Annotated in this window: 10 protein-coding genes; 4 read left to right on the forward strand and 6 right to left on the reverse strand. The window is 55.9% G+C overall.

Annotation, left to right across the window (positions count from 1 at the left end; genetic code table 11):
• Positions 1-159 precede the first annotated feature (159 nt).
• Positions 160-699 (reverse strand): DUF2058 domain-containing protein, encoded by a 540-nt coding sequence (locus tag EHO01S_RS09100; RefSeq protein ID WP_024523661.1) that lies wholly within the window; start codon positions 697-699, stop codon positions 160-162.
• 247 nt (positions 700-946) lie between these two features.
• Between EHO01S_RS09100 and dbpA the strand changes: the two genes are divergently transcribed.
• Positions 947-2,320 carry an ATP-dependent RNA helicase DbpA gene (gene dbpA, locus EHO01S_RS09105; protein WP_024523662.1) on the forward strand — a complete coding sequence of 458 codons (1,374 nt, stop codon included), beginning with the start codon at positions 947-949 and terminating at the stop codon, positions 2,318-2,320.
• Between the two features lie 226 nt (positions 2,321-2,546).
• On the opposite strand, the gene EHO01S_RS09110 is transcribed toward dbpA, so the two are convergent.
• On the reverse strand, positions 2,547-3,263 hold the full coding sequence (locus EHO01S_RS09110) for a GntR family transcriptional regulator (RefSeq protein WP_024523663.1): 717 nt from the start codon (positions 3,261-3,263) through the stop codon (positions 2,547-2,549).
• Between the two features lie 254 nt (positions 3,264-3,517).
• Here EHO01S_RS09110 and mngA point away from each other — a divergent pair, with 254 nt between their 5' ends.
• Together mngA and mngB are read left to right on the forward strand one after the other, a co-directional pair.
• Positions 3,518-5,446 (forward strand): PTS 2-O-a-mannosyl-D-glycerate transporter subunit IIABC, encoded by a 1,929-nt coding sequence (gene mngA, locus EHO01S_RS09115; RefSeq protein WP_024523664.1) that lies wholly within the window; start codon positions 3,518-3,520, stop codon positions 5,444-5,446.
• A gap of 136 nt (positions 5,447-5,582) precedes the next feature.
• Positions 5,583-8,219, forward strand: coding sequence for a mannosylglycerate hydrolase (gene mngB / locus EHO01S_RS09120; RefSeq protein WP_024523665.1), 2,637 nt, complete (start codon positions 5,583-5,585; stop codon positions 8,217-8,219).
• A 245-nt stretch (positions 8,220-8,464) separates the two neighbouring features.
• Here the strand turns inward: mngB and EHO01S_RS09125 are convergent, their stop codons facing one another.
• The 3 genes from EHO01S_RS09125 to pth form a co-directional block, all read right to left on the reverse strand.
• A complete protein-coding gene (locus EHO01S_RS09125) occupies positions 8,465-9,619 on the reverse strand; it encodes an HD domain-containing protein (protein ID WP_024523666.1) in 1,155 nt (384 codons plus the stop codon).
• Positions 9,620-9,915: 296 nt separating this feature from the next.
• Positions 9,916-11,007 carry a redox-regulated ATPase YchF gene (gene ychF / locus EHO01S_RS09135; RefSeq protein ID WP_024523667.1) on the reverse strand — a complete coding sequence of 364 codons (1,092 nt, stop codon included), beginning with the start codon at positions 11,005-11,007 and terminating at the stop codon, positions 9,916-9,918.
• 143 nt (positions 11,008-11,150) lie between these two features.
• The gene (gene pth / locus EHO01S_RS09140; RefSeq protein WP_024523668.1) at positions 11,151-11,744 is read right to left on the reverse strand and encodes an aminoacyl-tRNA hydrolase; all 594 of its coding nucleotides are present in this window, start codon (positions 11,742-11,744) and stop codon (positions 11,151-11,153) included.
• 367 nt (positions 11,745-12,111) lie between these two features.
• Here pth and ychH point away from each other — a divergent pair, with 367 nt between their 5' ends.
• The gene (gene ychH, locus EHO01S_RS09145) at positions 12,112-12,390 is read left to right on the forward strand and encodes a stress-induced protein YchH (protein WP_024523669.1); all 279 of its coding nucleotides are present in this window, start codon (positions 12,112-12,114) and stop codon (positions 12,388-12,390) included.
• A 290-nt stretch (positions 12,391-12,680) separates the two neighbouring features.
• Here ychH and prs read toward each other — a convergent pair whose 3' ends face one another.
• A complete protein-coding gene (gene prs, locus EHO01S_RS09150) occupies positions 12,681-13,628 on the reverse strand; it encodes a ribose-phosphate diphosphokinase (protein WP_005293094.1) in 948 nt (315 codons plus the stop codon).
• Between the last annotated feature and the right edge of the window lie 120 nt (positions 13,629-13,748).

Genomic DNA, 13,748 nt, shown 5'->3' on the forward strand with positions numbered 1-13,748 from the left:
CGCTGGCGAGGAGCGCCTGCGCCCCGTTCCACATAACCGAGGTGACGCCGAGCGCGCGGGGAGCGGATGGGGCTGGATGCCAGGGCCTGTGCCGTTGCACATCATGGGACGGTCAGCCAAGGGCGAGGGACACATTTCCGATGGCACAGGCGGCCGGGCTCACCACATCAGATCATCCGGTACCTTAAAGTCGGCGTATGGATCGTCCTCATCCTGCTCTTCTTGACTCAACGCGCTGTGCAAGACGATGCTATCGGCATCCCGCTGCGCGATTTTATCGGCGACGCTCGCCGGGATCACGGCGTATTCAGCGCTACCGTTGCTAGCGACGGCGAGACGCGCAATGGCGAGACGGCCATTGACTAACTGACTGTGCGTCAGCTTATCGAGGCTGAGTTTTTTGATGAGATTACCATCGGTAAAGTTAAAATCGATATCGCCCTTTTTCAGGCTGATTCGATTCATTTCGATCAACTGCTTCACCTGAGCTTTAATTTCTTTCGCTAGGGTCGCCTGCTTTTGCTGCTCGCTGAGTTGCTTGTCTCGTTCGAGTTGTGCCTGTTTCTTTTCTTCCACTGCTTCTCGCGCCTCACGGGCCTGGACGCGCGATTTTTTCGCCGTTCTCTGGACTTTGGCCATCTTCTTACTGGTCACCAGTCCCGCTTTTAACAGCTGCTCTTGCAAGGTAAGTTTGCTCATGTTGATGTCTAAATCCGCTCATTCATGGCGGGGATTATACCTGTAATCCTCCGCCCTGTAGCAAGTCGGCGGAGAAAATCGTGCGATCAGGGGCGGGCGGACGCCATCGTTACCCACCGCGAGGGCGCATGACAGGCGAAGCGGATGCAAAATCCACGCAGAGTCGAGGCGATTGAATGCTATCATGGGGATCCAACGCGCGGGCAATAACGCCCGGACGCGCTTTCTACCCGCTGAGACTACCATTGTGACCTCCTTTGCCGAACTTAATGCCCTTCCCGCAGAACAACTCGATAACCTCAATGAGCTGGGCTACCAGACCATGACGCCAGTGCAGGCGGCGACCCTGCCGGCGATTCTGGCGGGCAAAGATGTCCGTGCACAGGCTAAAACCGGGAGCGGTAAAACGGCCGCGTTTGGACTCGGTCTGTTACAGCATATTGATGCTAGCCAGTTTATTACCCAGTCGCTGGTGCTTTGCCCGACCCGCGAACTGGCCGATCAGGTGGCGAATGCGTTACGCAATCTGGCGCGCTGTATCGCGAATATTAAGGTACTGACGCTCTGTGGCGGCCTGCCGTTTAGCGTGCAACGTAACTCATTGGCTCACGCGCCACATATCATTGTGGCCACGCCGGGCCGGCTGCTCGACCACCTAAAAAAAGGGACTGTCAACCTGGATGCTTTACAGACTCTGGTTCTGGATGAAGCCGATCGAATGTTGGATATGGGGTTTGCCGATGCCCTCGACGAGGTGATCACCTGGGTACCGGGAAAGCGCCAGACGCTGCTATTTTCGGCCACCTGGCCGTCGGCGATCGCCGCCATCAGCCGCCGCATCCAGCGTGATCCGCTGAGCATTGAGATCGATACCCTCGGCGAGCTACCGGCGGTGGAGCAACGTTTTTACGAAGTCGCTCGCGGTGCAAAGATCAGCCTGTTGCAAACCCTGTTAAGCCAGCATCAACCGGCTTCCTGCGTGGTGTTCTGCAATACGAAGAAAGATTGCCAGGCGGTGTGTGATGCGTTGAGTGACGCCGGCCAGAGCGTGCTGGCCCTGCACGGCGATATGGAGCAGCGAGAGCGTGACCAGACGTTGGTGCGCTTTGCCAATGGCAGCAGTCGCGTTCTGGTGGCGACGGATGTGGCGGCGCGTGGGCTAGATATTAAAGCCCTGGAGTTGGTCATTAACTATGAACTCGCCTGGGATCCCGAGCTCCATGTGCATCGCATTGGACGTACCGCTCGCGCCGGCGCGAGCGGGTTGGCCATCAGCTTCTGTGCCCCGGAAGAGGCGCAACGCGCCAACGTGTTGGAGGAGATGCTCGATGTCCGCCTCGATTGGCAACCGTTGCCGAGCGGCGTTCGTATCGTCCCGCTGGCGGCGGCGATGGCGACCTTGTGCATTGATGGCGGAAAGAAGGCCAAGATGCGCCCGGGCGATATCCTCGGCGCATTGACCGGTGAGCTGGGGCTGGATGGCGCAGATATCGGTAAGATCGACATTCACCCTACCCATGCCTACGTCGCCGTGCGCCAGGCGCTCGCCCGCCAAGCTTGGCAGCGCCTACAGCAGGGTAAGATCAAGGGCAAGGCGGTCAAGGTGCGGCTGCTGAAGTGATAATCTCCGACCGGGAAGGCGAACGCGCTCGCGAGGGGCGCTGCACATTGCCGCTTTCGCGCATAATGGCACCGCAGCGCGGTGCCAGCGCCTGCCGCTGAACACGGTGGCCGCCAGCCAGCGGGGCAAACCGGTAACCGCACGCCATCACGCGCGGTGCTGCGCGTGAACGGGCCTGAAACACCTCGTGTGGCGAGTCTCTGGACGCGAGGGGGATGCCGCGATGTCAGTGATGCCGTTTGGCGACCAGCGTGAAACGGTAGTCTTCGCTCTTGAAGAAGTTACGGCTGTACTCAAACACGGTGCCATCGCTAAGAAAACCGATGGAAATTTTCTCTAAAATCGGTTTTTGCGGGTCGATCCCCAAGGCATCTACGACCTCTGCCGTCGGCATCACTGGCAAGATCTCCTGCTCGCTACGCTCGATGACAAATTTTTTTATCTGTTCGATGTAGTAATACTTCGATTTCTGCATGATCTCGTAAGTGAGATCAGGAAAGAGTGAGAGTGGCATCCAGGTTTCTTCCAGCGTGACCGCCTTTTGCTTGATGTAGCGTACCCGTTTGACGTAATACACTTTGTCGTCGCCAGTCAGACGCAGTGCCTCGGCGATGTCGGGTGCGGCTTGGCTGACCTGGAAGGTCAACACATCGCTGTGGGTATCGACATTGCGATCGGCTAACTTCTCATAGAAGCTAGTGAGCTGATAAATGTCGTAGTTGACCCGCTCTTCTTTGACGTACCAACCGCTTCCTTGCAGGCTTTCGATCACCCGCTCTTCGCTCAACAGTTTAAGGGCCTGACGTACCGTGACCCGACTGACACCATAATGTTCACACAACGCCGCCTCTGTCGGCAATGCATCACCTGGCTTGAGTTCACCGTTGATGACTTGCTGGCGTAACGCGTCTGCAATTTGACGATAGATAGGCTTCTTGCTCAAGGTATCCGTATCCCGTGTGGCGAGAGAGTTGCTCTCTATTCTAGTCTGCTGACGATAGCAATAAAACCAATATGTCGTTCCCAAATTAAATTGTCACCATTATGTATCATTTATTATTGCATACAAATACAATACAAAAATTCTCGTGATTTTAAATTGATCACAAAATGGTATTCTTCTGCCTGCTATCATCGTCTCATCTGATGCTGAAGCCATGTTGGCTTAATGGCCAAACCACGAAACCGAGGATAGCGATGAACCTGAGCAGTCTGACCCACTCTAGTCTGATCAATCTGCAAACCGTGTTTGCAGGGCGCGATCAGGCGATTCATCTGCTGGCGGATCAACTCGCCGCACAAGGCAAATTGTATGATAAGCAGGCGTTCCTGGAGGCCGTTTTCGCCCGCGAAGCACAGGGACCGACTGCATTAGGCGAAGGTCTGGCGGTGCCACATGGCAAATGTGCGGCGGTGAAAGAAGCCGCCTTTGCCGTTGCGACGCTGAAAACACCGATCGAGTGGGAGGGGATCGATGGTGCGGAAAGCGTGAACCTGATCTTTCTCTTGGCGATACCCGAGGATCAGGCGGGATCGACGCACATGCAATTACTCACTTCGCTGACCACGGCCTTAGTGGATGATGATACCCGTGAGGCGGTCCTTCATGCGACGAGCGCACAGCAATTGCTGGCGTTGTTATCGCAAGATAGCGCCGATGAGGCGCCGCTCCCATCGACGCCGGATGCGACGCAGCCTTGTGTGGTTTGCGTGACGGCCTGTCCGGCCGGGATCGCCCATACCTATATGGCGGCAGAATATCTGGAAAAAGCCGGGCGTAAACTGGGGATCCAGGTCTACGTAGAGAAGCAGGGCGCGAATGGCATTGAGGGGCGGTTAACCCCGGAGCAATTGCGTCAAGCGACGGCGTGCGTGTTCGCCGCGGAGGTGGCTATCAAGGAGAGCGAACGGTTTACTGGGATCCCGCGCATTGAGACACCGGTGGCGGAGCCGATCAAGCATGCGGAACGTATCCTCATGCAGGCCGTCGAGCTCGCGAAGGCTGGCGATCATGGTGAGCGTCCCACCCAGGTAGAGCCTGTGCGTCAGAAGCCGAGTGTGAAGGCGGAACTAAAACAAGCATTATTGAGTGGCATTTCGTTTGCTGTTCCGCTGATCGTGGCCGGCGGGACGGTGTTAGCGGTCGCCGTACTACTGGCTCAACTCTTGGATCTGCAACATCTCTTCAACCAGGAAAACTCTTGGCTGTGGATGTACCGTAAGTTGGGTGGCGGCATGTTGGGCACGCTGATGGTACCGGTATTGGCCGCTTACACCGCCTATTCATTGGCCGATAAACCGGCATTAGGACCGGGTTTCGCGGCCGGGTTGGCGGCGAATATGATCGGCTCTGGCTTTTTAGGAGGCGTCGTCGGTGGCTTGATCGCGGGTTACCTGATGCGCTGGGTCAAGACACATGTGCGTCTGAGCCCCAACTTTAATGGGTTCCTCACCTTCTATCTCTATCCGGTGATCGGCACCTTAGTCGCGGGTAGCCTGATGCTGTTTGTGGTCGGCCAGCCGGTCGCCTGGCTAAACAATGGACTGACCGAGTGGTTGAACGGGCTATCCGGTACGAATGCCTTAGTGCTAGGGGCTATCCTGGGCTTTATGTGCTCGTTCGATCTCGGCGGACCGGTCAACAAAGCCGCCTATGCCTTTTGCTTGGGCGCGATGGCCAATGGCGTTTTTGCCCCTTATGCGATCTTTGGCGCGGCTAAGATGGTGTCGGCGTTTACCGTGACCGCCTCAACGTTAGTGGCGCCGCGTCTGTTCCAACAATTTGAAATCGAAGTCGGGAAATCGACGTGGTTACTGGGCTTGGCGGGGATTACCGAAGGTGCGATCCCGATGGCGATCGAAGATCCTATCCGCGTGATCGGCTCGTTCTTGGCCGGTTCGGTGGTGACCGGGGCGATCGTCGGCAGTGTCGGCATCGGACTCTCGACACCAGGTGCCGGTATATTTTCACTCTTCTTGTTACATAACAATGGGTTGGGTGCTGTGCTATCGGCGGCGATTTGGTTGGGTGCGGCACTGATTGGCACGCTGATCTCTACGCTATTGCTGATTGTGTGGCGTCATCACGCGATAAAGTGCGGCAAATATCAAATTCAGGCGCAGTAATACCGGCCCGATAGCGTCATTGCTGGCAAGACGACAGGAATACCCAGCAGTACTACTTTGTTTCCACGCCGTGTACTCGCGGTAGTTATGGCGTGGATACCTCTTATTTTAGCTTTGCTTGAGTTAGGAATTGAAGATGAAAGCTGTATCACGAGTTCATATAACGCCTCATATGCATTGGGATCGTGAGTGGTATTTCACCACCGAGGAGTCACGCATCCTGCTAATCAACAATATGGAAGAGATCCTGACGCGTTTAGAGTCCGATGCCGATTATCGTTTTTATGTTTTAGATGGCCAGACTGCGGTGTTAGAAGATTATTTTGCGATTAAGCCGCAAAATCGTGAACGGGTTCGGGCGCTGGTACAGGCGGGAAAATTGATCGTCGGTCCTTGGTACAGCCAAACCGACACGATGATCGTCGCAGGGGAGTCCATTGTTCGTAATTTAATGTATGGTATGCGCGATTGTCTCTCGCTCGGCGAGCCGATGAAAATTGGTTACCTTCCCGATTCATTTAGTATGTCTGCGCAGTTACCGCACATCTTTAATGGTTTCGGTATTACGCGCGCCATGTTTTGGCGCGGCTGTTCCGAGCGTCATGGCACCGACAAGACAGAGTTCCTGTGGCAGAGTAACGATGGTAGCGAAGTGGTAGCGCAAGTCTTGCCGTTGGGCTATGCCATTGGCAAATACTTACCACAAGATGAAGCCGGCCTACGCCAGCGCCTGGATAGCTATTTTAATGTGCTGGAGAAGGCGTCGTTAACCCAAGATATCCTGTTGCCCAATGGCCATGATCAGATGCCATTACAGCAAAATATTTGGCAGGTAATGGACAAGTTGCGCGAGATCTACCCGCAGCGTGAATTTGTCATGAGTCGTTTCGAGGAGGTCTTCGAACGCATCGAGGCCAGCCGTGCGCGACTAGCGACGCTAAAAGGCGAGTTTAACGATGGCAAATATATGCGCGTACATCGCACGATCTCCTCGACACGCATGGATATTAAGATTGCGCATGCCGAGATCGAAAATAAGATTGTGAATATTCTTGAGCCATTGGCCGCCATCGCCTGGTCGCTCGGTTTTGAATATCATCACGGTCTACTGGAGAAAATGTGGAAAGAGATCTTGAAGAATCACGCCCATGACAGCATTGGCTGCTGCTGTAGTGACAAGGTACATCAAGAGATCATGACGCGCTTTATCCTGGCAGACGACATGGCCGAGAATCTGATCCGATTCTATATGCGTAAGATCGTCGATAACATGCCGTCACTGCATGTCGATGCCGATAAGCTGACATGTTTTAACTTATTACCTTATGCGCGCGAAGAGGTGATTAATACCACGATTCGCATTCGTGCCCAGCAGTTCTCTTTGCTGGATGAGCAAGGGCAAGCGGTAGAGTATTTTATCCGCGCGGCGCGGGAGATCGATCCTGGCCTGGTCGATCGGCAGATCGTTCATTACGGTAACTATGAGCCGTTTATGGAGTACGATATTCAACTGCGGCAGACGGTTCCGGCGATGGGCTATTGTACGCTGTATATTCAGGCTAACCAGCCGGGCGCCTTGCGCCAGCTGCCGGATCAAACGAATGCCCTGCTGGAAAACCGTTATTACCGTATTAACTTGAATACCAATGGCACACTGGACATCGAAGATAAGCAGACCGGGTGCCGCTATCAACAGGTATTACAACTGGAGGATGGCTCGGATGATGGTGACGAATACGATTATTCACCCTCTCGTCAGGAGTGGTTGATCTATTCTACACAGAGCGCGGTGACCTGCGAAGTGCGCCATGAACCTTGGCAGAGTAGCGCTACCCTGGCACTGCGTATGGCGTTGCCAGCCAATTTATCACAGCGTGCCGCCCACCAGACCGAGGGATACCTCGATGTCCATTGCCAGATCACGCTCGCGACAGAAAGCCGGCGTATCGATATTGAGATGCAACTGGATAATCAGGCCGATGATCACCGTGTGCGGGTCTTGATCCCGACGCCTTTTGTCTGTGATAGCGTCTTGGCCGACAACCAGTTTGGCTCTATCACGCGTCCCGTTAGCGATCCGGCGATGGCGACCTGGCAGCAGGAGGGGTGGAAAGAGGCGCCGATCCCGGTATGGCAACTGATGAATTTCGCCGCCTTACAGGACGGCGGCCAGGGCCTGGCATTGTTTACCGAAGGGTTACGCGAATTTGAGGTGATCGGCGAGCAGCACAATACGTTCGCCTTGACGCTGTTCCGCTCGGTCGGCGTGCTGGGTAAAGAAGATCTGTTGCTGCGACCTGGGCGTCCGTCCGGGATCAAGTTGCCGACACCAGACTCGCAGATGCGTGGGCCATTACGTTGCCGCTTCAGTCTGTTCAGCTTTGCCGGCGATGCGCATCAGGCTGGCGTGATGCAACAGGCGCGCGCCTTTGTGACACCGATACGCTGTTACAATAAGATACCGTATGATGCGATGAAGCTGAATGTCGCGCCGTTCCATACGCCATCGAGTTACAGTCTGTTGGCGATGGAAGCGTCCGGGCCAGTCTTGAGTGTGTTGAAGAAGGCTGAAGATGCCGATGCGTTGATCATTCGCGTCTATAACCCTTCGGAGCAGTCGGTGTTGACCGGGCAGTTAACCTTGGATCGCGCGCCGCAAGAGTGGCTGGAAACACGGATGGATGAGCAACCGTTGCCGCAGCAGAGCGCCGCGCCAGGCGACTTTACGCAGTTAGCGCCCTGCCAGTCGAAAACCTTCCGCTTTATTCTCTAATCCCGTTCAGGCTTCGCCTGAGGCAAGAAGGGATCTTCCCCACGCTAGGCAGGGGCGACGCAGCGCGTCGCCCCTGCCGTACTCAACATCGCGTGTGAGGCTTCTGTACGCACCGTATCGACAGGGGGAGGGCTCGCGCAGCGCGAATAGGTCAGTGCTGCGCGTTGCGCTGAGATGATAGCTTCTTTCGCGTTGCGGAGTAGGGGCACGGAACTCATGCCCTACGCATTCCCTAGGCCGCTCGCTTAGACCGGCGCTACGGTCGCGTGCATCAATTCCCGAACTGCCGCTTCGCCTTGGGTCAGATAGACATGATGTACACGCATGGCGCTGTGCATCGCATATAGCCGATTGCGTAGTGCGTTAAATGTGCGGCCCTCCACCGCAATGCGATAGTCTTGGCGGGCGATTTTTTGTATCACAGGCAGGGTTTGTTTTACTGCCGGTCCGGAAAGGACAAAGTCGTGATCGCCCAGGTGGCAAATATACCCTTCTTGGCGGGCGATATTTTTTAGCGTGAGCCCCTTGCCGTGCTTGGCGACTAATCCATAAGTAAGGGGATCGCGACCGGCAATGATGGCCGCCGCCGCAAGCCAGGCGGCGATTTGCGCTGCATTCTTGGCATTGGACGGGGGTTGATGCGCACAGGCCGTCGCCACCACTAACTCCGGCGGCATTTCCCGGTAAATCAGTTCGGCGATGGATAAGATGTGGTGCTCGCCGGTTCCCGCCAGCGTTTGCTCTTGGCGGCTGGCGTGATCTGTCTGCCACGGGAAAACATACGGCTTATGCAGATCGTGTAGCAACTGGGCGGCGAGTGCAATGTCACGCTCAACCTGGTAGCCATAGACATCGGTATAGGTCGCGATGATCCCGTTAGTGATCGCGACATTGGCCGCGACATGGGTCGCGAGCCCGCCAGGATAGGCATGATGGCTTTGGTAGCCGCTGCCCGGCGCGCTGAAAAAAGCTTCGTCATCGTTACGTTGCGGGGGGAGGGGGGGAAGAAAGTCGTTTTCCTGAGCATCGGTGTAGCCTTTCGCCCGCAGCTCCTGCCAGACGGTGCGGCGTTCATCGTCATTCATGCGGGCGATGGACAACGGCGTGGGCTGATGATAAAGCGTGCTGATAGTCTGTTGTAATGTCTGATCCGTTATCGTCGCGATCTGCTGCGTTAGATAGTTCCGGGCCTGTTGCACGCGTGGCGAGGTGGCGGCCATTTCTTCGGGGGTGAGCGCGAGGCAGTCGGTCAGGGTTATCGCGGATTGCGCTGTTGGAGTGAGCTGATTAGCGCGTTGCGGTGAGCGGTGTGTCTCGGCGTAGGTATGAGGAAGAAATACGGCGGCGGTCGCGACGGTTGCATTCCTGAGAAAGCGTCGTCGGGTGTAGTCATCGATCATCGTTGATCCCTTATCGAGTGAGCCTATTGTCATCGATAGGAAGCGTAACTACGCTTTATGACACAGCGATGAATAGCCATGTCCCGCGCTAATGGCGCGGGACATGGCTATCGGTCATGGCGCTATTCAGCGTATGCGCGTTAGCGTCAAGGCGGGGAGCGCGAGTCGCGGATTGTCGTTGTCGTCGGCGCGCAGTGGGCGGTGGGTGAGAATGAAAAAAATCCACGCCATGGCGTGGATTTTTACCGAGGCGGCGTGATGAGGCTCGTAGAGTCCTATACGCCAACAGGCGATATTTAGACGTTGAATAGGAAGTTCATGATATCGCCATCTTTGACGATATAGTCTTTCCCTTCGGAACGCATCTTACCGGCTTCCTTGGCGCCCTGCTCGCCCTTATAGGTGATGAAGTCATCGAAGGCGATGGTCTGGGCGCGAATAAAGCCTTTTTCGAAGTCGGTATGGATCTTACCGGCCGCCTGCGGGGCGGTGGCGCCGACCGGGATGGTCCAGGCGCGGACCTCTTTCACACCGGCGGTGAAGTAGGTTTGCAGGTTCAGCAGCTTATAACCGGCGCGGATCACACGGTTCAGGCCCGGCTCTTCCAGACCCAGTTCGGCCATGAATTCGTCACGGTCGGCATCATCCAGCTCGGCGATGTCCGCTTCGACGGCGGCGCATACCGGCACCACGACGGAGCCCTCTTTCTCGGCGATAGCGCGCACCTGATCCAGGAACGGGTTATTTTCAAAGCCATCTTCGTTGACGTTGGCGATATACATGGTCGGTTTCAGCGTCAGGAAGCTCAGATACTTGATGGCCGCCTTCTCTTCGTCGCTCAGATCCAATGCGCGCAGCATACCAGCCTGCTCCAGGTGCGGTAGGCATTTTTCCAGTGCAGATAATTCCAGCTTGGCGTCTTTATCGCCGCCTTTTGCTTTCTTCTGTACACGGTGGATGGCGCGTTCGCAGGTATCCAGATCCGCCAGTGCCAGTTCGGTGTTGATCACCTCGATGTCTTCTGCCGGGTTCACACGGCCAGAGACGTGCACAATATTGTCGTTCTCAAAGCAACGCACCACGTGGCCGATAGCCTCTGTCTCACGGATGTTGGTCAGGAACTGGTTGCCCAGCCCTTCGCCCTTGGAGGCGCCTTTCACCAGGCCGGCGATATCGACGAATTCCATGGTAGTCGGTAGGGTACGCTGGGGTTTCACGATCTCGGCCAGTTGATCCAGGCGCGGATCGGGCATCGGCACCACGCCGGTGTTCGGCTCAATGGTACAGAACGGGAAGTTAGCGGCTTCGATCCCCGCCTTGGTCAGCGCATTGAACAGCGTAGATTTACCGACGTTAGGAAGCCCGACGATACCGCATTTAAAACCCATGTTTAATCACCTTAACTCATTGAATTTTCGACGGTTAATGCTTTGACCGCCAAAGAAACAGAAAAATTTTGCCCAATTATACACGCAATGCGTCATTTTCTCGACTTATCGTCGGTGACGCGTGGTGTGCCGCTCGGGTATCGCTATCCGCGAGGCGTGGCCTTGAAGCCATTCTGGCGGTTCATCGCTTTCTCCATCCCGTCGCGCATCAGTACCTCGGTGCAACGCAATGCCTCGTCGATCGCCTCATCGATCAGCGGCAGCTCACTGGCTAGAGGCTTGCCTAGCACGAAGCCGACGACCTTACTCTTGTCGCCGGGATGGCCGATGCCGATGCGCAGGCGATAAAAGTTGGGGTTATTGCCAAGCTTACTCTGGATATCCTTGAGGCCATTGTGGCCGCCATTGCCGCCGCCCAACTTCAGCTTAGCTACGCCAGGGGGCAGATCCAGTTCATCGTGCGCCACCAGGATCTCATCCGGGGCGATGCGGTAGAAGCCGGCCAGGGCAGAAACCGCCTTGCCGCTGAGGTTCATGAACGTGGTCGGCACCAGCAGGCGCAGATCGTGGCCGGCCAGGCTGAGGCGGGCAGTGTAGCCAAAGAACTTACTTTCTTCTTTCAGGGACTGGCCGTGGCGTTCAGCGAGGGCGTCAACGAACCAGGCGCCGGCGTTATGGCGAGTCTGCGCGTATTCCGCGCCAGGGTTGGCCAGGCCGACAATCAGTTTAATCGTCATCAGTACATTCGGTCTTTGTGTGATAGACGCGGGAGTGCCCCGCGGCAGGTCGTGGATAAAAGAACAGGCGTAATTAGACCACACTTTGCCGCCACTCACTACCTCACCGCGTAGCACGCCCGGTGTCGGTCGGCAATGATGAGCGGGGTTACTGACGGTAAGCGGGATAACGTGTGTCTTTTCCCTATCACACCGGGTTGTAAAATGAAATAACTAATGGTTACAAGGACGAAATGTGAGCTGTGACCAATCAGGTGAATATTAAGTGACTATACTGTCACTAACGGGATAGGTTAGCGTCCCTGATAGGAGACCAATCAAGCATCAGTATATTTTATGGATGCTGATACAGTGAAGGAGGAGACCAATGAAACGTAAAAGCTCGATGCTGCTGGGCAACGTTCTGATGGGGCTGGGGCTTATTACCATGGTGGGCGGTGTCGGTTACTCCGTACTGGCTCAGTTACCCCAATTGGATTTACCTCAATATTTTTCTCATGGCGCGGTGATGAGTATCTTCATCGGGGCGCTGTTATGGTTGGCTGGGGCGCGTGTCGGAGGTCGTGAGCGTGTCGCCGACCGCTACTGGTGGGTACGTCACTATGATAAACGGTGTACCCGGAAAACGCGTGAACGTCATTCTTAAAATAACGACGTGTCATACCGTTTGAGCGCCGCCGGGAAGGGCGGCGTTTTTTATGGTGTTGGTCTGCCGCTACGAGCGTGGTTGAAGCTTAACGCCGGATTGGGTTGCGATATAACGTGAAAGCGCGCTGCCGAGAGTGTGGCGTGGTGTATCGTGTCGGTTTTGCCAGGGAGGATGGGGACGTTGATGCTAGGGAAGAGGAGCGGCGAGATCTACCCAACCCGCCGCGATGCGCGCATCAGAAACGAAAAACGGCGGATAAATCCGCCGTTTTCATTTGGCGCAAGCTATCAGTGTTCGAACATCGCAGAGATGGACTCTTCGTTGCTGATACGGCGGATGGCCTCGGCCAACATACCGGACAGCGTCAGGCTGCGCACCTTGTCCAGCGCTTTGATTTCCGGCGCGAGCGGGATGGTGTCGCAGACCACAAACTCATCGATGACGGAATTCTTGATATTATCGATGGCGTTACCGGAGAAGATCGGGTGCGTGGCGTAGGCGAAGACGCGCTTGGCTCCGCGCTCTTTCAGCGCTTCTGCTGCTTTGCACAGGGTGCCGCCGGTGTCGATCATGTCGTCGACCAGTACGCAGTCACGATCGGCCACGTCGCCGATGATATGCATCACCTGGGAAACGTTGGCACGCGGACGACGCTTATCGATGATGGCCATGTCGGTATCATTCAGCAGTTTGGCGATGGCACGGGCGCGAACCACACCGCCGATGTCCGGGGAAACCACGATCGGGTTTTCCAGTTTCTGCTGCAACATGTCTTCCAGCAGGATCGGGCTGCCGAATACGTTGTCTACCGGTACGTCGAAGAAGCCTTGGATCTGTTCAGCGTGCAGGTCCACGGTCAGCACACGGTCAACCCCGACGCTGGACAGGAAGTCAGCGACGACCTTGGCGGTGATCGGTACACGAGCGGAGCGCACGCGACGATCCTGGCGCGCGTAACCGAAGTAAGGGATGACCGCCGTGATGCGGCCGGCGGAGGCGCGGCGCAGTGCGTCGACCATAACAACCAGCTCCATCAGGTTATCGTTGGTCGGGGCACAGGTGGACTGGATGATGAAAATATCACCACCGCGTACATTTTCGTTGATTTGCACGCTCACTTCGCCGTCACTAAAACGGCCTACAGCGGCGTCGCCGAGGCTGGTGTACAAACGGTTGGCAATACGTTGTGCTAGTTCCGGGGTAGCGTTACCAGCAAAAAGCTTCATATCAGGCACGAGAAGAACCTCAGGCTTGCGTCCAGAGAAGTTGATAGTACGGCGCGTTAACGAGGAGTGGGCTGACGCGCCGCATTACCCTACAGGTATTGGTTTGAGTCACGGCAGACTCTGCATTCG

Source organism: Edwardsiella hoshinae NBRC 105699 = ATCC 33379, from assembly GCF_000474215.1.
Classification (GTDB): Bacteria; Pseudomonadota; Gammaproteobacteria; order Enterobacterales; family Enterobacteriaceae; genus Edwardsiella; species Edwardsiella hoshinae.